We start from the raw sequence: 19,174 nt of genomic DNA, 5'->3' as shown, positions 1-19,174 counted from the left end.
AAAGAATTGATCAAAAAGAATAAACTTATAAGGATAAATTAGATACAATAACTTAAGAAGATAACTTTTTTCTTCTGTCTCTTTATCTGTTTACAAGAGAAAAATTTTATTAAGTTAAAAATAACGAATAATTTAATTATGTTTAGTAAAAATAACCCCGATAAACCATCAAATAATCCCAAAATACAAGATTTAATTATGGAGGAATCTTCTGATTATATAACAACAGAATTAGAAGAAATTGAATTACAACCAACGGTTAAATTAGTAGAAAAAATTAGCGGTATTTTATCACCTTATTTTATCGTTATTGTCGGCTTATATTTATATGATAATAACTTTTTATTTGGTTCAATTTTAATCTTAGTAGGTATTCTTTCCTTACTTAAAATTTCCTATGAAGATATTTGGCAATGGATAGAAAAAATTAAACACCTTTTTAACCAAGATAATAAACTCGGATAAAACCATCACTGTGGGCTATTTTTTGTTATTTTCGAGAAAAAAGACGCAAATTTGCCATATAATTAAAGATGTTGAGCTTGTGAGTTGTTTTAGAGGAATAAATCAATGATCGAAATGAAGGTAGCGGCTATAGCTTTAGATGCAGTAAGTCGTACACCTATTGTACTATTGAAAGATGCTTCTGAACGTCGTGCATTACCTATATATGTCGGTCAAGATCAAGCTAGATCTATTATTGGAGTACTAGAGCAACAAGAATTTCCTCGTCCTCTTACTCATGATTTAATGGTTAATGTTTTTTCTATTTGGAATTTAAAATTAGAGAAAGTGATCATTAATTCCTTACAAGATAACACTTTTTATGCTCTTTTATGTATGAAAATGGGCAAAAAAGAGAAAAATATTGATTGTCGTCCTAGTGATGCCATAGCCATTGCAGTACGCATAGGATGTCCGATTTGGGTAATGGAAGAAGTGTTATTAGATGCTTCAATTCCTGTCGATAGAGAGGCTGATGAAGAAGAAAGAGAGGCTTTTCGAGATTTTGTCGCTAATTTAAGCCCTGATGAGTTAATTCGTCGTGCCTCCAAAGGAGGAGATAACAGTTAATAATTAACAAGTTATACATTATCAATAACAAATTATAAGTATTAATTTAGTTAAATCTTTTATCGAATAAATATCTTTCAGATATAAGTAATAAAATTGAGATGAAATATCGACGTTTTGGAAAAACAAAGTTAAATTTATCGGTATTTTCTTTTGGTTTAATGAGATGTTGTTATTCTCAATCTCAGTTACTAGAAACCGTAAAAAAGGCTTTAGAATTAGGCATAAATCACTTTGAAACCGCAAGAGGTTATGGTGAAAGTGAGACGTTTTTAGGATTAGCTTTAAAACAATTAAATATTCCTCGTGAAAAGATATTTATTACTACTAAATTTACTCCTATTAATGATGTTAAAATTATTCAAAAATGGTTAGATGAATCATTATCTCGTTTAGGAGTTAATTATATTGATTGTGTCGCAATTCATGGAGTTAATACATGGCAACATTTAGATTTATTAACCCAAGAAAATAGTTTTTTAAAAGTTTTACAACGAGCAAAAAAAGAAGATAAAATCAAACATATTGGTTTTTCAACTCATGGTAATTTAGAGTTAATTTCTGCCACTATTTCTACTGGTTTTTTTGAGTTTATTAACCTTCATTATTATTACTTTTTTCAGTATAATTACCCCATTATTGAGTTAGCAAAAAAACATGATTTAGGAATTTTTATTATTTCACCAGCCGATAAAGGAGGGCGTTTATATCAACCTTCAGCTAAATTAACCCAAATTTGTCAACCTTTTTCACCTTTACTTTTAAATTATCGTTTTCTCTTAAATAACCCTCAAATTACGACTTTAAGCCTTGGTGCAAGTGATCCTGATGAGTTAATTATGCCTTTATCAGTGAGTGATGACGATGGGAAATTAACAGTTTTAGAGAGAGAAACATTAACTAAAATAGATGACAATTTGAGAGATACTTTAAACACTGATCATTGTTCACAATGTTATCAATGTTTGCCTTGTCCTGAAAATATTAATATTCCTGAAATTTTGCGATTGCGGAATTTAGGAGTAGGTTTAGACATGAAAGAATACGCTAGTTATCGTTATCAGATGTTAGAAAATGCTGGACATTGGTTTTGGGGTAAAAAAGGCGATAAATGTACAGATTGCGGTGAATGTTTACCAAAATGCCCTGAAAATCTCGATATTCCTGATTTATTAAGAGATAGTCATACTAGGTTTAATGGTAGTGCAAGGCGACGTTTATGGGAGTAATAAACTTTATTATGCTTCAATTTGCAATTTTACCTAAAAATTTTCATAATTCAAAATTTATTACTTCAAACTTAGGTTTAATCCTAATATTTGGTTTATTATTTCATCACCAAATGTTATATTAAATTAATCTTTTAATTACTTTAATTAATTTAAAAAAAATTCCCCTTAAATCATGATTGATATTAATCAACATCGACAACAATTTCTCGGTTTAAAGAATAAGTATTATTTTAACTACGGTGGGCAAGGAATTTTACCTCAATCTGCTTTACAAAAAATTATTGAAAGTTATCAGTATATTGATCAAGTTGGCCCTTTTGGGTTAAAAATAAATAGTTGGATGTATGAAAATATTGCGGCAACGAAAAAAGCTATTGCCCAAGAAATAGGGGTAACATCAAATACTATTACTTTAACGGAAAATGTGACGGCTAGTTGTAATATTCCTCTTTGGGGTATTGATTGGCAAGAAGGGGAAGAAATTTTATTAACAGATGCAGAACATCCCGGAATTATTGCTATCGTAAAAGAAATTAGTCGCCGTTTTGGGGTTAAAATTATTCCTTGTCCTATTATCGAAACTCTTAATGACGGTAATCCCCTAGAAGTCATAAAAAATCATTTAACTTCTAATACTCGGTTGGTAATTATAAGTCACATTTTGTGGAATACGGGGCAAATTTTACCGTTAAAAGAAATTGTGTCTGTATGTCATAGCTATAGTGATAGTAAAAAACAAATTCAAGTGTTAGTGGATGGCGCACAATCTGCAGGTAGTTTACCTTTAAATTTAGTAGAGTCAAGGGTTGACTTTTATGGTTGTACAGGGCATAAATGGTTATGTGGTGCTTCTGGGGTTGGCTTTCTCTATACTAGACAAGATTTAATTACTTCTCTATTTCCTACTTTTATCGGTTGGCGTGGCTTAAATTATTCAAAAACCGATTTACCTTTCACCGATGATGGTAGTCGTTTTGAGGTGGCAACTTCTGCTTATCCTTTGTTTACTGCTTTACAAGAAGCGATCGCCATACATCAACAATGGGGTACAATAGAGCAACGTTATCACCGTATTAGTGAATTAAGTAGTTATTTATGGGAAGAATTAAGAAAAATAAAAACTATTGAATGTTTAAAAAACACTTCTCCAAAATCAGGGTTAATTTCTTTCTATTTGAGAAATGGAAAAGATGCTAATAATATGGTGAAAATCTTAGAAGAAAAAGGATTTTATTTACGCACTTTAGTTAATCCTTATTGTATTCGAGCCTGTGTTCATTATTTAACTTTAGAAACAGAAATTGAGGCATTAATTAACGTGATTAAAAGTGAAAATTAGTGTAAAAGTTAAGCCTAAATCAAAACAACAAAAAATAGAGCAAAATGTTGAAGGTATTTGGATAATTAATTTAAAATCTCCACCTATTGATGGTAAAGCTAATCAAGAATTAATAAAGATTATTGCCGAAAAATTTAAGGTAAAAAAATCTCAAGTTATCATCAAATCAGGATTATCTAGTCAAAATAAAATTATTGAAATTGAAGATTAAAAATTACTTAATCAGCTTTTAGTTACTTCAAAAAAACTAATAAATAGTTAATTAGGGATTTCTTAATCTTTCTTCTAATTCTGATTTATCCTCAATTATCTCAAAAATACTTCCCATATTGGTAAGATCAAATAACATTTTAATTTGATCATTTAAAGACATTAAAAACAGTCTTCCTCCACTATTCCGAACAGTTTTTAATATTAGTACTAATGCACCTAGTCCTGAACTATCCATAAAAGTTACTTTCTTCAAATCAATTAAAACGACATTGACACCTTCATCGATTAATTCATTAATTTGTTGACGAAATTGCGCAGATTTAGCACTATCTAAAATACCTTCAGGGCGTAAAACTTTTACTTTGGGTAACATGGATAAATAAATTATTAATTTTGACTTATATTACCTGAATTCGACATTAAAAACCTATCTAAAATTTTATGTCGAACTAAGATTATATTTGTTATTTTAGCGAAAATCTACGGTCATGAGATCTTTAATTTTTTATTCCTGTAGTGCTAACTCCTTCAATAAATTGTTTTTGTCCAATTATAAACAAAATTATCACAGGAAGAGTACTGATAACCACCGCAGCCATCAATAATGACCAATTACTGGTAAACTGTTCTTGAAATGAGGACAAGGATAATTGTACGGTGGTTAAATTTGGGTTATTAGTGAAGACAAGGGGTTTAAATAAGTCATTCCATTCCCCGATAAAGGTAAATAAAGAAAGAGTGATAACCGCAGGTTTAGCTAAAGGAAACAGAATATACCAGATTATTTGTAAAGAATTTGCACCATCCAAGGCGGCTGCTTGTTCTAATTCTAGGGGAATTGTGGTAAAATATTGACGCATTAAAAATATACCAAATCCACTTGCTGCTGTCGGTAAAATTAATGCCCAATAAGTGTTAATTAAATGTCCCCATTTTAATACTAAAAAAATCGGAATTACTAATACTTGAAATGGAATCACTAAGGTAGATAAAATTAGTAATAACACTGCATTTTTTCCTTTAAAATTTAATCTTGCTAAGGCATAACCTGCTAAAGTTGATGTTATTATTTGTAGAATTGTTACGGCGATGGCCACTAAACTAGAATTACTAAAAGCAAGAATAAAATTACCTTTTTCCCATGCTTCTTGATAATAGTGAAAAGTAAAACTATGATCAGAAGTATTAGAAAAAAAAGAGGTATATAAAACAATTATTAAGGGAGATAAAACAATAATTAAACCAATCAAAAGTATCAAAAAACTAATTATTTGAGAGCGTGAATTATTAATTTTATCCATGAATTAACAAGATTTTTTTAAATTTTAATCTAATATTTTATCAGTTATTTATTTAACTAAAAATTTTATTTATCATAAGTTACTTATTACTTACTTAACCGAAGAATTTAAAAACTCAATAAAGGCTGAAAACCATGTTTAACAGAGGCTTGACCAATTTTTTCCATTTTTTCAACAGTAATTTGATTTCTCCCCCAAGAAAAATTAGTGTGCCATTGCTCAAATTCTAAAAGCATCGCTTCAGCAAAACAAGCAAACATTTGACGAGCGGGAATATCCATATTGACAATTTCCATGATTTTCCAGTCAATATCTAAACAATGTTCGACAATACCGCCATTTAACACATAAATATCAGGGTGATTAAATTTTGTGCCTAAATTTTTAGGATAACCGCCGTCAATTAATAAACAAGGTTTTTTCAGCATTTCATTATTAATTTCAACGCCCCTAGGCATACTAGCCACCCAAACAATAATATCTGCAAGGGGTAAAGCCTCTTCTAATGCCATAATTTTCCCTCTACCTAAGTCAGATTGTAGAGCTTGTAAACGCTCACGATTACGGGCAATTAGCAATAAATCCGCTACATCGGTTTTTTGATCTAACCAACGACAAACCGCACTACCAATATCTCCTGTAGCACCACAAACTGCCACTGTAGCTTTACTTAAATCAATACCTAATTTAGCTGAAGCCTGTTCAACCTGACGACAGATTACATAAGCTGTATGAGTGTTACCTGTAGTAAAGCGTTCAAATTCTAGCTCGACATTGCGCACTTGTTTATTCTCTTTGAGATTAAATTCTTCAAAAATAATCGAAGAAAAACCACCTAATGCAGTAATATCAATTTTGGTTTTTTGTGCCAATGCCATAGCATTTAATATTTTACGGATAGCCGTTTTTATGCGACGACTACTGAGCATTTCTGGTAAGAAACAAGATTCAATATAGCGCCCGTGAATTATCGCTCCCGTGACACTGGTAACTTGAAACTCATCTACTAAAATTGGTGGTGCAGAGCACCAAAATTCAAAGCCTTCTTTAGCATATTCAGCGTAACCGAGTTTATCTGCTTCTGCTTGAGCGTGTTCTAAATTGGTTAGATGACCGATGAGACCAAACATTTAATAATTAATTTAGTTTATATAAGGGTGTTTTAAATAAGAAAGTCGATAAAAGCTAAGAATAAGTTAAGACTTTTTTACCATATTACTAAAAAATGTAACAAAAAAAAGGAATTGATACTTATTTCTAGCCTTTATTGCATAGATATTTTTTTCTTTATATATTTACTGTCTCTGTGTTTTTCATCAAAAAGCCTTATTTTGTCATTTATTCAATTCTCTTCTCTCCTTCGTTATATGTGAAAGAAACCATTGAAAGTAAAGAATGGTTGCCCTAATTAACACAAAGATGTAATGTCCACTTTCTCATGGGTTTTCTTTTTCTCTCCCAAAATTTAGTTAGATTCTAATTTTTGATGGTGATTAATTTACGAAACTTTACAAAAAAAAGAAAACATGAAAATAAATTAAAATAACTGTTTTTTACATCACAAAAGTGCTAATCTATAAAATATAGAGAAAGTTTTTAGGAGGAAAGATCTACTAAATAACATAAAACTACACTTATAATATTGTGTTATTTAGAGAATGAATAAATTGTTTTAGTTGACTAAATTCTCAAACATATTTACTCAATCTATTTTTTTAATCTTATTCAAGACAAGATACTGCTTTATAGTTAAACACACTATAAACTAATTGATTTTGAGGATTAACACTAAAACTTTGGTTAATTTAAAATAAAAAAAGGTTACTAATTACCTAAGAAATGGAGTACTAATTATGAAATTTTTAATTCAAGGAAATAATATTGAAGTTACCGAATCAATCCATGATTATGTAGAGGAAAAACTAGACAAAGCTGTTAAACATTTCCAAAATTTAGCGACTAAAGTTGATGTTCATTTATCCGTTGCTCGTAATGCTCGTATTAGTAATAAACATAAAGCCGAAGTTACTATCTATGCTAATGGTACTGTAATTCGTGCTCAAGAACATAGTGAAAGTTTATATGCTAGTATTGATCTTGTCTCTGATAAAATTGCTCGTCAACTACGCAAATATAAAGAACGACAATTAGGACAAAAAACTCGCTCTCAAGTTAAAACCGTTGACTCTGTTGATTCTGTAGAGACAATTCCTTTGGATACTAATCTCATAGGCGATCGCCAACCTGAATTACCTTCAGAAGTGATTAGAATGAAATATTTTGCTTTACCAGCTATGACTATCGATGAAGCACAAGAGCAACTACAATTTGTGGATCATGATTTTTATATGTTTACAAATCAAGAAACTGGTGATGTAAATGTGATCTATAAAAGAAATCATGGAGGCTTTGGAGTCATACAACCTCGTCATAATCAGGATAAATAGAGTCCGTAAAATTTCCTGATGGGGGAATAATTTTAAGTAATAAGTAATAATATTCTAATATTGTTTAATAAAATCAATGGCTTTTTCTAAAGGTAAAGGTTGAGAGAAGAAATATCCTTGTCCATAATTGCAACCGAGCGATCGCAAAATATCTAATTGTTGTTGATTTTCGATACCTTCGGCTACCGTTGTCATCTCTAAACCCTGAGATAAATTAATTAAAGTACGACAAATAATCTCATCTTTATCATTATTTTCTAACTCTTTAACAAAACATTGATCAATTTTCATCGTATCAAATTTAAAGTTTTTGAGATAGGATAAATTAGCATAACCTGTACCGAAATCATCGATAACTAAAGGTAAACCAAAATCACGACAATTTTTTACTAAAGATAAAGCAGTTTCACCTTCAAATAAACTTCTTTCTAAAATTTCTAATTTAATTTGTTTTGGGTTAATAGAAGAATGTTTAATTTTTTCCTTAATAATATTTAAGAAATCGGGATCATAAATCTGTTTTTGCGCAACATTAATACTTAAAAATATATCACAATTAGTTTCTTTTTTTACTTGTAAAATAGCTTCTAAACTTTTTTCTAATAACCATTCACCGATAGGAATAATTAAAGAAGTTGACTCTGCTAAAGGAATAAAAACCGATGGAGAAACATTGCCTCTAGTAGGAGAAAACCATCTTAATAAAACTTCAAAACCAACAATTAAATTACTTTTTAAGTCTATAATAGGCTGATAAAAACAAACTAATTGATTTTGTTTAAAACCACTTCTAAGATCACTTTCTAATCTGATTAACTCAATAGCTTGATAAATTTTTTCTTGATACTCTTTTTTCGTATTATCTAAAAATATTTGATCTGATTCTTCTTTTGCTGATCTTAATCTACCAGTTTCTAAGCGAAAATAGTTCATCACTACCATTAATAATAACTTTAAAATGGGATCAGCATCTTCAATTCTAGTCTTAACTTGTTCACTGGTAACAATAGTTAACACCACATTAGTTTTAGCATAAGCAGCAGCAGATCGAGGACTGCCATCAACTAAAGCTAATTCCCCAAACATATCTCCAGCTTTAAGAATATTTAAAACGGTATATTTATTATTAACTAAAGTTGAAATTTCTACCTCTCCTTCATCGATAATATAAGCAAAATTACCCGTTTCTCCTTCTCTAAAAATACACTCTCCAGCTTGTAATGTTTGATTAGGAAATTTTTGTCCAAAATCATATTTTTCTGACATAATAAATAATTAAAAATCAAGAATTAAAAATTAATTTGCTAATCAGTAACTATTCATGATAATTAATTACTCTTAGAGTTTAAACTAGAAAAATATAAATTACCCACAATACCTAAAAACAAAATATAAAAGATTAATTGTACTAGATAAAGATGATCTCGATAACCTAATAAAGTTTTTAATAATATACCTGGAAATTGATTATCAGGTAAAAAATTACTTGTATTCCAAATAGGTATTCCAAGTAAACAAGAACCTTGATTAAATAAACATAAACTCTGATAGTGTACGTTAATTTGAGCGAGAATTGTTACTGCCCCATCAAAGTTTTTTAAAGCACTAACCACTAAACCAGCGACAATTAATAACAGAAAAATACCCATAACTTGAAAGAATAAACGGATATTTATTTTCACCCCCCAATAAAACAATGACCAGCCCATTAAACCTGCTAAAATTAATCCTGTTATTGCTCCTATTGTCGGACTTAAAAAGTCAGTTTGAAATTGAGCAGCAATAAATAAAACTGTTTCAAAACCCTCTCTTAATACAGCAATAAAAATTAATAAAAAAATTCCTTTTCCTGCATTTTCATTGGTTAATACAGTATTAATAGCACCCTCAACCTCACCTTTCATAGATTTAGCCTGTTTGCTCATCCAAATCAACATCCAACTTAACATCACGATAGCAGTCAAGGCAAATAAAGTTTTTAAGACTTCTTTCAAAACAGGTGCATAAAGATATTGACTAGATTCTAGTGTTTGTAAACTACTCCAAAGAAATAAACCCACAGAAACACTAGCTAAAATTCCTGCGATAACTCCTAAATAAATCCAACGATAATATTCTTGTTTTTCTGCTTTTTTTAAACAAGCAAAGACAATTCCTACCACTAATGCGGCTTCAAAACCCTCTCTCAAGGTGACAACAAAAGTAGGTAACGCACTACTGATATTCATAATCTGAATTAAAATATCCACTAATTTTTAAAATTATATCACTACAACCTCTTGTCTTCTTCAGTTTTCTTCTGGGAAGTAAATCATTTCAGAAAAAAATAGTAAAATTAGTTGACATAAGCATCTATATTTGTATATGATTGTTATTTGGATGATTTTTGTCTTTACCTTATCTTAACCTTACTATGAACACTCAAGTTTTATTACAACTCAAGAAGAAACATAAACTAGGTTTTGGATGAGATAGCAAAAAAAGTCTGTTAAAATCAATTGTCCCTATTAGCAAACACAGTATGGAGTGAGTTGACAAGAATGAACAAAGTGGGTACACATTTAGTGGTAGATGCTTGGCAAGCACCAGCAGATCTTTTGAATAATCCAGAAAGAATCCGTCAAGGCTTGTTAGATGCTATTAAGGCTGGAAAAGCTACTTTAATAGATATGTGTGTACACCAATTTAGTCCCCATGGGGTAACAGCTACCGTTACTTTAGCGGAATCTCACATTGCAATTCATACTTGGCCCGAATATGGTTATTTTGCTGCAGATTTATTTTTCTGTGGTGCTGGACAACCTAAAGAAGCCATGAAAGTATTACAAGTTGCACTTCAAGCAAAACAGGCAACCATGAGAGAAATTGATCGAGGTTTTCCTGAAGCGTTTGTAAATCAAGAAACTATAACTATGAAAGAGGAGTATATTCCCGTTCTTCAAGGTGTAGCTTAGTGATCAAAACTTGTTTTACCCTCAAATTCTCCTAAGCGTTCTCAAAAAAATCTTATCATCTTTTTATGATCTTTAATTTCCAGAACAAACCACATTTGAGGGTTATCGAATTAGTAATTAGACATCAAGAAGCATAATTTTTTATCAATCTTATGTCTAATTCAAGGATTTTTCCATTAATATCTTTTGTCTTTTGTGTTACCCGATACAATCGGTTCTTAAATAAGACTGTAACACGTCAGGTACTTTAATTGTACCGTCAGATTGTTGATAATTTTCTAAAATAGCCGCCATAGTACGCCCTACAGCTAAACCAGAACCGTTCAAAGTGTGTACATAATCAGTACCTTTTTTACCTTTATCTTTAAAGCGAATATTTGCCCGTCTAGCTTGAAAATCATGGCAATTAGAGCAACTCGAAATTTCTCGATAAGTGTTAGCAGAAGGCAACCATACTTCCAAATCGTAACATTTTGCAGCACTAAAACCAATATCCCCCGTACATAATTCCATCACCCGATAAGGTAATTTTAGAGCTTGTAAAATCGCCTCCGCATTATTTACCATTTTCTCATGTTCTTCGGCACTTGTTTCAGGGCGAACTAATTTAATTAACTCAACTTTGTTAAACTGATGTAAGCGAATTAAACCCCGCATATCTCGCCCATAACTTCCTGCCTCTCGACGAAAACAAGGAGTATAAGCACAATGATAAATAGGTAATTTTTCCCCTTCCAAAATTTCTTGACTATACAAGTTAGTCACAGGCACTTCGGCGGTAGGAGTTAACCATAAATCATCATTTTCGCACTTAAAACTTTCTTCTGCAAACTTTGGTAACTGTCCTGTACCTTTTAACGCTTCACTATTAATTAAAATAGGAGGCATAACTTCAATATAACCTGCTTCTATTTGGTGATCGAGCATAAAATTAATTAACGCCCTTTCTAAAGCTGCACCCATGCCTATTAAAGCAACAAAACGACTTTGAGCGACTTTTACCGCCCTTTGAGAATCAATAATACCTAATTTTTCGCCAATTTCCCCATGAGGAAGAATGTGACTACCATCAGGAATAAACTCATCACCCCAGCGTCTTACTTCGATATTTTCGGTTTCATTTTTACCCATAGGAGTAGTTTCTGAGGGTAAATTAGGCAATTCTAACAATAAAGCCTCTAGTTTAGCTTTTAACTCTCTTTCTTCAGGCTCTAACTGTGCTAATTTAGCTTTAACTTGATTTCCTTCTTCTTTTAAATTTTGGATTTCTTCCCTTTGAGGATTAGCGCCAACTTGGCGCATTTTTTCCCCGATGATTTTACCAATTTCATTACTTCTAGCTTGTAATTCTGTTCTCACAGATTGCATTTCTCTTTGCTGACTATCTAAATTAAGAATAGGTTGTAATTGATAATCAGTATTGCGTTGATGTAACAATTTTAAAACTTCATCAGGATTTTCTCTGATTTTTTTTAAATCTAACATATTAATGAATAATAATATAAAAAATATAAAGTAGTAGGAAAAAGTATAATATTTATTAATTCCCCGTTTCCTTTCTAATTCCTAATTCCCTGTTTTCTTTCTAATTCCTAATTTTTTTCTAGTCTTTTTTTCTTACTTGCTTCTAAGGTGTCGGCTAACACTATAAGCATTTGAGTCATTTTTTCAATATTACTACGATATAACTCTAAGTCTTTTTTAAGTTTATCAATAGGTAAATTTAATTTATCCGTTAAAGGTTTAATTAATTCAGAAAATTTAGTTTCATCTTTGACAATTTCAGAATCACTTTTTTCGAGTAAACTATAAAAACCAATGGCAAATAAACGACTATATTTAAAATTAGGATTATCTAAAGCATAACGCCAATGATCTGCGATGGCATCCATACCATAATCATTATTAGGATATAGTAACCAGTTGATTAAATCTTGAGGAGATTTTTCTGTGGCAAAATGAAGTAAAGTCTCTGATTTTTGACGATATTCGTCTGGATTATTATTAATAGATTGACATAAAGCTCTAAAAATTGATTCTTTGTCAGATTCTGGGGTGTAACCATTCATAAATTGAGTGAAACTCTGACATACACCTAAATAATAAAGAGGATCGGAACGAAAATCAACATTAACAGATAACAAGTGCATTTCTACCATTAATTCTTCCACCACTCGGCGATAAATGGAATTAATAGGGCGATTATGATGCTGATAAAAATTTCTTTTAGTATCGGAAACAGTACGAAGTTTATCCACGAAATATAATAAGTTAGTTGATGATGATGTTAACAATTCTTAATTATCTCACATCTTTATCCTTAACTCATGACTTAATCTATTTTAAGGCACGAGACAAGACAAAATCAAAAAGTTTTGCCTTTAGCCTCATGAGGTGAAATCTCTTTCACTATTAATCAAAATAAAATCGAGTAACTAATTTTCGTTGTTCGTCTGCTTCTTCGCAAGTTTGCATTAAAGTATGACTATCATGAAAAGCGAAACAAATCAACTGTTGACAACGAGAAATAATGTCACGGTTGCAAATAGCACTAGCTTCTCCTAACGGGAGATGATCATGATCTTCATTTTCCACTAAGTGAATAACTTGATTGAGTTGATCTTGTGATTCTCTCGGTTGACGAGCAAGACTTTGGGGTAGTATTACTGTCAGTAAATTAGGATCGGCACGCATTGCTCCTCGTATGGCTGCGGAATTTGTCCCAGCCGCACCTGAAGTAATGATTCTATTGCCTTCTAACACAAGGGCATAACTCATCATTTCGATTAAGTGTTGATGAGTTATTGGAACATGGCGAGAACCTAGTAGAGCTATTTTTTTCGAGCTAGTTTGCTGGATAGCTGCTAATTCTTGCGCCAAAGTATCGAGTTTAGGAATTTTTAGTGATTGACTCAAAGACTGTTAATTTATCCTTACATTTCCATGCCATTTTAGCAAATGATCGTGAATAATCTCATCTTTTTGTGGACAAAATTTTTATTCTTAGTCAAACAAATAAAGTACCTTGCGGTATTTTACTATTGAAGATATAATAGTTTACGGCTAGGACGTATAGCTCAGTTGGTTAGAGTACATCGTTGACATCGATGGGGTCGCCTGTTCGAGTCAGGCTACGTCCATAACCTACATTCCTTACTAGATCTATATTTTCGGATTTTTTTGATTATTCCTTTCCCTTGTTATTTCTCCAAATATTTTTTAGACCAAATTTAGACCAATTACATTAAGAAGATTATAAGTGTTTACTTGGGCGTTGGTGAATTAAAGTATGAATTAGAATAATTGAAGAAATAAATTAAACTTCTCTTGCTATGGTTAATCATGCAATGCCCAGAATGTAAATGCCAACATATACGTAAAAAGGGTAAAAATAAACAACATAAACAAAAATATATTTGTGTTTCTTGTTCTCGTCAATTTATTCTCGACGATAAAACACATATGACAAGAGTAAAAGGGGAGAATACAAGATTAAGACATTATCTGGCTAGACTACACAAAAAAACTCTTTGTTACTCAAAATCCCTAGAAATGTTAGGGTACTCTATTGGTTTATTGATTCATTATCTTCATTGGGAGGATGTGCCTGTTCCCTATCTTTCATAGCTTAATTCACCAACGCCTTTTTTTAATCAGTGGTATATGCCCTGAGGGGGCGACAAAGGACTCATAATGCAGATTGGATAAGGGAAATAGCCCTCATACCTTGACGATAATAGGACTGTTTCTGAGGAAATAAAGAGGTTAACTCATCTAATTGTTCTTGGAAAAAGCAGATTTCACTTAGCCATTTTATGGCATTGAAACCAATAGAAAAATCACTATATCTTTTATATCTTCTTCCTTTTTCTGTGGGACGAACTAGATATTCACTTATTCCTTTTCTTTTAATTTCTTCTCCTATAAATGTTGAATAACTATAAGATAATGTTATCAGTATAATTAAAGAAATTAGTCGTTCATTATTAACTTTTGTACTCTCTAAATTATATCCTCCCAATTTCAAGTCTCTAAACATTTCTTCTATACCCATTCTTTTGGAATAAGCAGAGATTGTTTCTGACATACTTGCTAAATTTGTGAGAATAAACCATGGCTCTTTACTAGATCGATTACCATAGTTTTTCTTCCATTTTGCTGCTAAATTAATTCCTGAAAATCCCTTTGTTTTTGTAACTTTTATTCTGAGCTAATATACCGAGAATCCTGGGGATAAACCTAATTCACTTAATCGAAACCATATATCAGTTTCTAACTCGACATATTCAGTCTTTTTTAAACGTAGAGATAAATAAACCTGTTTCTCTACTGATAACCATTTTGCTAAATCCACGGAGCAAAATTCCCTATCTCCTAAAACGATTATTTTATATTCAATTAATAAATTAATACTTGGTTCTAATACTTGTTTTTGTTCTAATAAATTACTACTTCCTTTTTTATTTAATAAGGTAAAATATACAGGAATAGCTCGTTGATTATAAACTAAACTTACCATCAATATATTAATATTTTGCCACTGTGTTCTATCAATGACTAAATAAATCACTTTTTTTGATTCCCATTGGTTAATAATCCATGATTTTAAAATCGGAAACCAGATAGTTTCAATTTTCCAATTTCCCAGACTTAGAAATCGTTGTAACTTTTTAATTCTACTTCTTAATTTAATCGGATAAGGAAAACGTTTTACCATTTCTTCTAACCTCACCGTTTTAAGATTTTGGAGTAAGTTAACTAAAAGACAAAGACTTAAATATTGAGGTAAATTAAACTGTTTTTTTAAATGATCCTGATAAAATTGAGGAAGTTGAAACATCTTTTTCTATTATTTTTAATATAAAAACTGAAAACATCTCATCTTTATCCAGATTACCATGTTCAATCCCTTATCAAATCATCTGTTTAGCTTCATTGTCCCCCCCCTCAGGATAAATACCGACTGAGTAATACTTACTTTACACAATTTTCATAATTTTAATTATGGTAAATCAAGGTCAATTAACTATAAATAAATGCCATAATCTATAAAAAACTAACTATTGCTACATTAACATTTGAGAGCCAATCAACTTCCGATAACGTCTTTCTAATTCATCTTTTAAAGAAGGAGTATCTTTTAAATATTTGTGTTGTAACAAAATCTTTTCAGCCGCTTCCCTAGCTAATACTAACACTTCTTGATCTTCCACTAAACTCGCTAAAGCAAAATCTGGTAAACCTGATTGACGACTACCTAATACTTCACCCGGTCCACGCAACCTCAAATCCATTTCGGAAATAAAGAAACCGTCTTGTGATTGCTCTAAAACACTTAATCTCTGCATAGCATCACCAGTTTTACTGCTACTGAGTAATAAACAATAAGATTTATGACTACCACGCCCTACCCTACCCCTTAACTGATGTAATTGAGATAAGCCAAAACGTTCGGCATTTTCAATTAACATAACCGTAGCGTTAGGTACGTCAACGCCTACCTCAATAACCGTCGTCGAGACAATTATCTGAGTTTTATTATCACGAAAAGCATTTAATGCCGCTTCTTTTTCCGCCGATGATAATCGCCCATGTAACAAGCCAATGTTAAAATCAGGGAAGATTTTTTCTTTAAATTTTTCATATTCTGCCACTGCGGCTTTTACGTCTAACTTTTCTGATTCTTCAATCATGGGAAAAATCACATAAGCCTGTCTTCCTTGTGCTACTTCTCGCTTAATTAAATCATAGGCGTTTTGTCGTTGTCTTCCCGTTAATGCAGTTGTCTGAATTGCTTGTCTGCCGGGAGGTAATTCGTCAATTTGACTCACATCTAAGTCACCGTGAAGGGTTAAAGCTAGAGTGCGCGGAATTGGTGTTGCCGTCATACTCAATACATGAGGTGCTTTTCCTTTCGCTAGTAGTCTCCCCCGTTGTTGCACTCCAAATCTATGTTGCTCATCAATTACAACCAACCCAAGGTTACAAAAGTTTACGGGATCTTGAATTAAAGCATGAGTACCGATTAAAAGGGGTAATTCGCCACTTTGTAGTTGTGAATGAATCCCCCGCCGCTTAGCCATTTTTGTTGATCCTGTAAGCAATTCTACAGGTAAATACAAGAGGTTAAACCACTCTACTATCTTGCGATAGTGTTGCTCTGCTAATACTTCCGTCGGCGCCATCAAAGCAGCTTGATAACCTGATTGTAAGGCGGCTAATATAGCAAAAACCGCTACGATTGTTTTACCAGATCCCACATCTCCTTGTACTAAGCGATTCATGGGAGAATCTGACTGTAAATCTGTTTCAATTTCGTTGATAACCCTTCGTTGAGCATTGGTTAATTTAAAAGGTAAAATGTGGTTAAATTCCTCAATTAGTTTTCCTTGAGGAGTAAATATTACTGCTTTACGGCTTTCTTTTTCTTGTTGTTTACGATGTAAAAAGCCTAACTGAAGATAGAAAAATTCATCGAAAATTAGTCTGCGTCTAGCTTGGCTTAGTTTATCTTGACTTTCTGGATAATGTATTTGGGCGATCGCAGTTTGTAAGTCAATTAAATTATATTGTTGTTTAAGAATAACAGGTAAAGGATCATTAATTTCTTCTAATGCGGGGATAGCTTCCACAACACTTTTACGAATAACATCGGCGGGGATACCTTCGGTAAGAGGATAAACAGGCAATAAACGTCCAATTTTGAGGGAATTAAGATTACCACCTTGAGAGTCTAAAACCTCAAATTCAGGATTATCAAGGGTAATGCCGTATTTATTTTCCTTCACCAAGCCAGAAGCAGCCAATAACGCCCCTACAGGATACATCCGCTTCAATTTTTCCTGCCAACCTCGATTACTAGAAAAATTACCAGCGAAAAAACGACTAATTTTTAATTCCCCAGTGGTATCTTGAAGAATAATGTTGAGTATAGTCAACTTTTTATTTTTTGGACTGCTAAAACAATCACATTTTTTAACTTTACCGATAACCGTAACGGTTTCTCCTGCCTCCAAATCAGAAATATTAATTTGACGAGCATAATCAATGTGATCTCTGGGATAATAAAAAAGTAAATCTCGAACTGTATAAATACCTAACTTAGCGAATAACTCCTTTTGACGATAACTAATTGTACTTAAATCCGTGACAGGTTGATCTAAGGTGATTTTTTTCGGGGTTGTCGCAGGAATAAAAGGGGTAAGATTTGCCGTTTTTAGAGGATAACTAAGAGAATTATCTTCGGTGTCATAAAAATGGAGATTACTTGCTTGTAATTCTTGAACTTCAGTTATTAATGCTTCGGTATAGCTAATTAAATCAGTTCTTTGCTGTATATTTAACTGATGATAAATAGTATATTGTTGTGCTATTTTTTGCCAACGAAAAGCAATTAACAAATTATTGACAGGAGGAATTTTCGCAAAAGTTATACACAGAAATTCATGAAAGCGATATTGTTTCCCTTGCAAATTTGAATAACCATATTCTTTTTCTACGGTTAAGGCTTTCTCGATTCTTTGCCAATCAAAGCTATTATCCTTATTGTTATTCATTGTCTGTGATAAATAAACCCATAATAGATTAGGAGATAGGAGATAGGAGATAGGAGTTAGGAGTTAGGAGTTAGGAGTTAGGAGATAGGAGATAGGAGTTAGGAGATAGGAGATAGGAGATAGGAGTTAGGAGTTAGGAGATAAGAGATAGGAGATAGGAGATAGGAGATAGGAGTTAGGAGTTAGGAGTTAGGAGATAGGAGATAGGAGATAGGAGTTAGGAGATAGGAGATAGGAGTTAGGAGTTAGGGAAATTAGGAGTTAGGAGATAGGAGATAGGAGTTAGGGAAATTAGGAGTTAGGAGTTAGGAGATAGGAGATAGGAGTTAGGAGTTAGCAAACAGGGAAGAATATTGAATAATCTATAAACTAATTATATTAAACCTGAAAACTGATACTTTTTAGCCAAAGATTCTAAGGACAAAATCTCTCACCAAGTGCATTTGAGCAGGTATAATTTCATGGGCGATGTTAAACTCGTGATATTCAACATTAACTCCCACTGCTTCCAATTTTTGTTTAGTTTCTTGGGCAGTTTTTATCGGTACAACAGTATCTAATATACCATGAGAAATAAAAGTAGGGGGAAAAGGATTTCTTTCAGCAGTAGGTTGAAAATGTAAATAACCACTAAGACTAACCACCCCAGCCACAGGTAACTGTAAACCGACATCTAAACTCATCGCACCACCTTGAGAAAAACCACCAATAATAGTTTTAGAAAGAGGAATTTCTGTGGTGTCTTCTAAGGATAACAACCATTGATAAAGTTGATCTAAACTAGCCTCAATTCCTTCATTGTCATTTTCTAAAGCATACCATGATCTACCACCAGATACTTGATAATGAGGGTAGGGTGCATTAGGAAATAAATATAAACAAGAAGGTAAATTTAACATAGATGTAAGAGCAGTTAAATCATGATAATTTGCTCCCCAACCATGTAATAAAACAAATATAAATTCTGGTTTTTGCCCGTTAACTAAAGGGCTAGAAATTACATCTAAAGCCATTTTTTCCTCCATAAATATTAGGTTAAATAGTTGATTCAGATTATG

Annotated in this window: 17 protein-coding genes, 1 tRNA gene and 2 pseudogenes; 9 read left to right on the top strand and 11 right to left on the bottom strand. The window is 31.9% G+C overall.

The window, feature by feature from the left end; genetic code table 11:
* Nucleotides 1-138: 138 nt before the first annotated feature.
* The 5 genes from ACEW8E_RS13920 (at nucleotide 139) to ACEW8E_RS13900 (ending at nucleotide 3,856) form a co-directional block, all read left to right on the top strand.
* A complete protein-coding gene (locus tag ACEW8E_RS13920) occupies nucleotides 139-465 on the top strand; it encodes a hypothetical protein (protein ID WP_373480955.1) in 327 nt (108 codons plus the stop codon).
* A 105-nt stretch (nucleotides 466-570) separates the two neighbouring features.
* The gene (locus ACEW8E_RS13915; protein ID WP_373480954.1) at nucleotides 571-1,074 is read left to right on the top strand and encodes a bifunctional nuclease family protein; all 504 of its coding nucleotides are present in this window, start codon (nucleotides 571-573) and stop codon (nucleotides 1,072-1,074) included.
* 101 nt (nucleotides 1,075-1,175) lie between these two features.
* The gene (locus tag ACEW8E_RS13910) at nucleotides 1,176-2,303 is read left to right on the top strand and encodes an aldo/keto reductase (RefSeq protein WP_373480953.1); all 1,128 of its coding nucleotides are present in this window, start codon (nucleotides 1,176-1,178) and stop codon (nucleotides 2,301-2,303) included.
* A 175-nt stretch (nucleotides 2,304-2,478) separates the two neighbouring features.
* The gene (locus ACEW8E_RS13905; RefSeq protein ID WP_373480952.1) at nucleotides 2,479-3,645 is read left to right on the top strand and encodes an aminotransferase class V-fold PLP-dependent enzyme; all 1,167 of its coding nucleotides are present in this window, start codon (nucleotides 2,479-2,481) and stop codon (nucleotides 3,643-3,645) included.
* On the top strand, nucleotides 3,635-3,856 hold the full coding sequence (locus ACEW8E_RS13900; protein WP_373480951.1) for a DUF167 domain-containing protein: 222 nt from the start codon (nucleotides 3,635-3,637) through the stop codon (nucleotides 3,854-3,856). The genes ACEW8E_RS13905 and ACEW8E_RS13900 overlap by 11 nt, the downstream gene beginning before the upstream one ends.
* A 51-nt stretch (nucleotides 3,857-3,907) precedes the next feature.
* Here ACEW8E_RS13900 and ACEW8E_RS13895 read toward each other — a convergent pair whose 3' ends face one another.
* The 3 genes from ACEW8E_RS13895 to ACEW8E_RS13885 form a co-directional block, all read right to left on the bottom strand.
* Nucleotides 3,908-4,231 (bottom strand): STAS domain-containing protein, encoded by a 324-nt coding sequence (locus ACEW8E_RS13895; RefSeq protein WP_373480950.1) that lies wholly within the window; start codon nucleotides 4,229-4,231, stop codon nucleotides 3,908-3,910.
* Between the two features lie 124 nt (nucleotides 4,232-4,355).
* Nucleotides 4,356-5,159, bottom strand: a complete 804-nt coding sequence (locus ACEW8E_RS13890; protein WP_373480949.1) for a carbohydrate ABC transporter permease — start codon at nucleotides 5,157-5,159, stop codon at nucleotides 4,356-4,358.
* Between the two features lie 107 nt (nucleotides 5,160-5,266).
* Nucleotides 5,267-6,289 carry a long-chain acyl-[acyl-carrier-protein] reductase gene (locus ACEW8E_RS13885; protein WP_373480948.1) on the bottom strand — a complete coding sequence of 341 codons (1,023 nt, stop codon included), beginning with the start codon at nucleotides 6,287-6,289 and terminating at the stop codon, nucleotides 5,267-5,269.
* Between the two features lie 723 nt (nucleotides 6,290-7,012).
* Here ACEW8E_RS13885 and hpf point away from each other — a divergent pair.
* On the top strand, nucleotides 7,013-7,606 hold the full coding sequence (gene hpf, locus ACEW8E_RS13880) for a ribosome hibernation-promoting factor, HPF/YfiA family (protein ID WP_373480947.1): 594 nt from the start codon (nucleotides 7,013-7,015) through the stop codon (nucleotides 7,604-7,606).
* Between the two features lie 54 nt (nucleotides 7,607-7,660).
* On the opposite strand, the gene ACEW8E_RS13875 is transcribed toward hpf, so the two are convergent.
* Together ACEW8E_RS13875 and ACEW8E_RS13870 are read right to left on the bottom strand one after the other, a co-directional pair.
* Nucleotides 7,661-8,872, bottom strand: a complete 1,212-nt coding sequence (locus ACEW8E_RS13875; RefSeq protein WP_373480946.1) for an EAL domain-containing protein — start codon at nucleotides 8,870-8,872, stop codon at nucleotides 7,661-7,663.
* A 62-nt stretch (nucleotides 8,873-8,934) separates the two neighbouring features.
* Complete coding sequence (locus ACEW8E_RS13870; RefSeq protein ID WP_373480945.1) at nucleotides 8,935-9,834, bottom strand: FTR1 family protein; 900 nt, start codon at nucleotides 9,832-9,834, stop codon at nucleotides 8,935-8,937.
* Between the two features lie 312 nt (nucleotides 9,835-10,146).
* On the opposite strand from ACEW8E_RS13870, the gene speD reads away from it, so the two are divergent.
* On the top strand, nucleotides 10,147-10,560 hold the full coding sequence (gene speD / locus ACEW8E_RS13865; RefSeq protein WP_373480944.1) for an adenosylmethionine decarboxylase: 414 nt from the start codon (nucleotides 10,147-10,149) through the stop codon (nucleotides 10,558-10,560).
* Nucleotides 10,561-10,758: 198 nt separating this feature from the next.
* On the opposite strand, the gene serS is transcribed toward speD, so the two are convergent.
* The 3 genes from serS to ACEW8E_RS13850 all read right to left on the bottom strand — a co-directional run bounded on the left by serS (nucleotide 10,759) and on the right by ACEW8E_RS13850 (nucleotide 13,476).
* Nucleotides 10,759-12,045, bottom strand: a complete 1,287-nt coding sequence (gene serS, locus ACEW8E_RS13860) for a serine--tRNA ligase (protein ID WP_373480943.1) — start codon at nucleotides 12,043-12,045, stop codon at nucleotides 10,759-10,761.
* Nucleotides 12,046-12,152: 107 nt separating this feature from the next.
* Nucleotides 12,153-12,818: a photosystem II biogenesis protein Psp29 gene (psb29, locus tag ACEW8E_RS13855; protein WP_373480942.1), complete on the bottom strand. Its 666-nt coding sequence runs from the start codon at nucleotides 12,816-12,818 to the stop codon at nucleotides 12,153-12,155.
* 154 nt (nucleotides 12,819-12,972) lie between these two features.
* Complete coding sequence (locus tag ACEW8E_RS13850) at nucleotides 12,973-13,476, bottom strand: DNA recombination-mediator protein A (RefSeq protein WP_373480941.1); 504 nt, start codon at nucleotides 13,474-13,476, stop codon at nucleotides 12,973-12,975.
* A gap of 150 nt (nucleotides 13,477-13,626) precedes the next feature.
* On the opposite strand from ACEW8E_RS13850, the gene ACEW8E_RS13845 reads away from it, so the two are divergent.
* Together ACEW8E_RS13845 and ACEW8E_RS13840 are read left to right on the top strand one after the other, a co-directional pair.
* Nucleotides 13,627-13,700: transfer RNA gene (locus ACEW8E_RS13845), tRNA-Val, on the top strand.
* A gap of 313 nt (nucleotides 13,701-14,013) precedes the next feature.
* Nucleotides 14,014-14,187, top strand: a pseudogene (locus tag ACEW8E_RS13840) (IS1 family transposase); the annotation flags it as partial.
* A 61-nt stretch (nucleotides 14,188-14,248) separates the two neighbouring features.
* Here the strand turns inward: ACEW8E_RS13840 and ACEW8E_RS13835 are convergent.
* From ACEW8E_RS13835 to ACEW8E_RS13825, 3 genes and pseudogenes are all read right to left on the bottom strand, one after another.
* Nucleotides 14,249-15,400: pseudogene (locus tag ACEW8E_RS13835) on the bottom strand (IS4 family transposase).
* A gap of 226 nt (nucleotides 15,401-15,626) precedes the next feature.
* Nucleotides 15,627-18,116 (bottom strand): ATP-dependent DNA helicase RecG, encoded by a 2,490-nt coding sequence (recG, locus tag ACEW8E_RS13830; protein WP_373480940.1) that lies wholly within the window; start codon nucleotides 18,114-18,116, stop codon nucleotides 15,627-15,629.
* A 401-nt stretch (nucleotides 18,117-18,517) separates the two neighbouring features.
* Nucleotides 18,518-19,129, bottom strand: coding sequence for an alpha/beta hydrolase (locus tag ACEW8E_RS13825; protein ID WP_373480939.1), 612 nt, complete (start codon nucleotides 19,127-19,129; stop codon nucleotides 18,518-18,520).
* Between the last annotated feature and the right edge of the window lie 45 nt (nucleotides 19,130-19,174).

Source organism: Geminocystis sp. (genome assembly GCF_041753295.1).
Lineage (GTDB): Bacteria > Cyanobacteriota > Cyanobacteriia > Cyanobacteriales > Cyanobacteriaceae > Geminocystis.
This window is presented reverse-complemented; position numbering and strand designations above follow the sequence as displayed.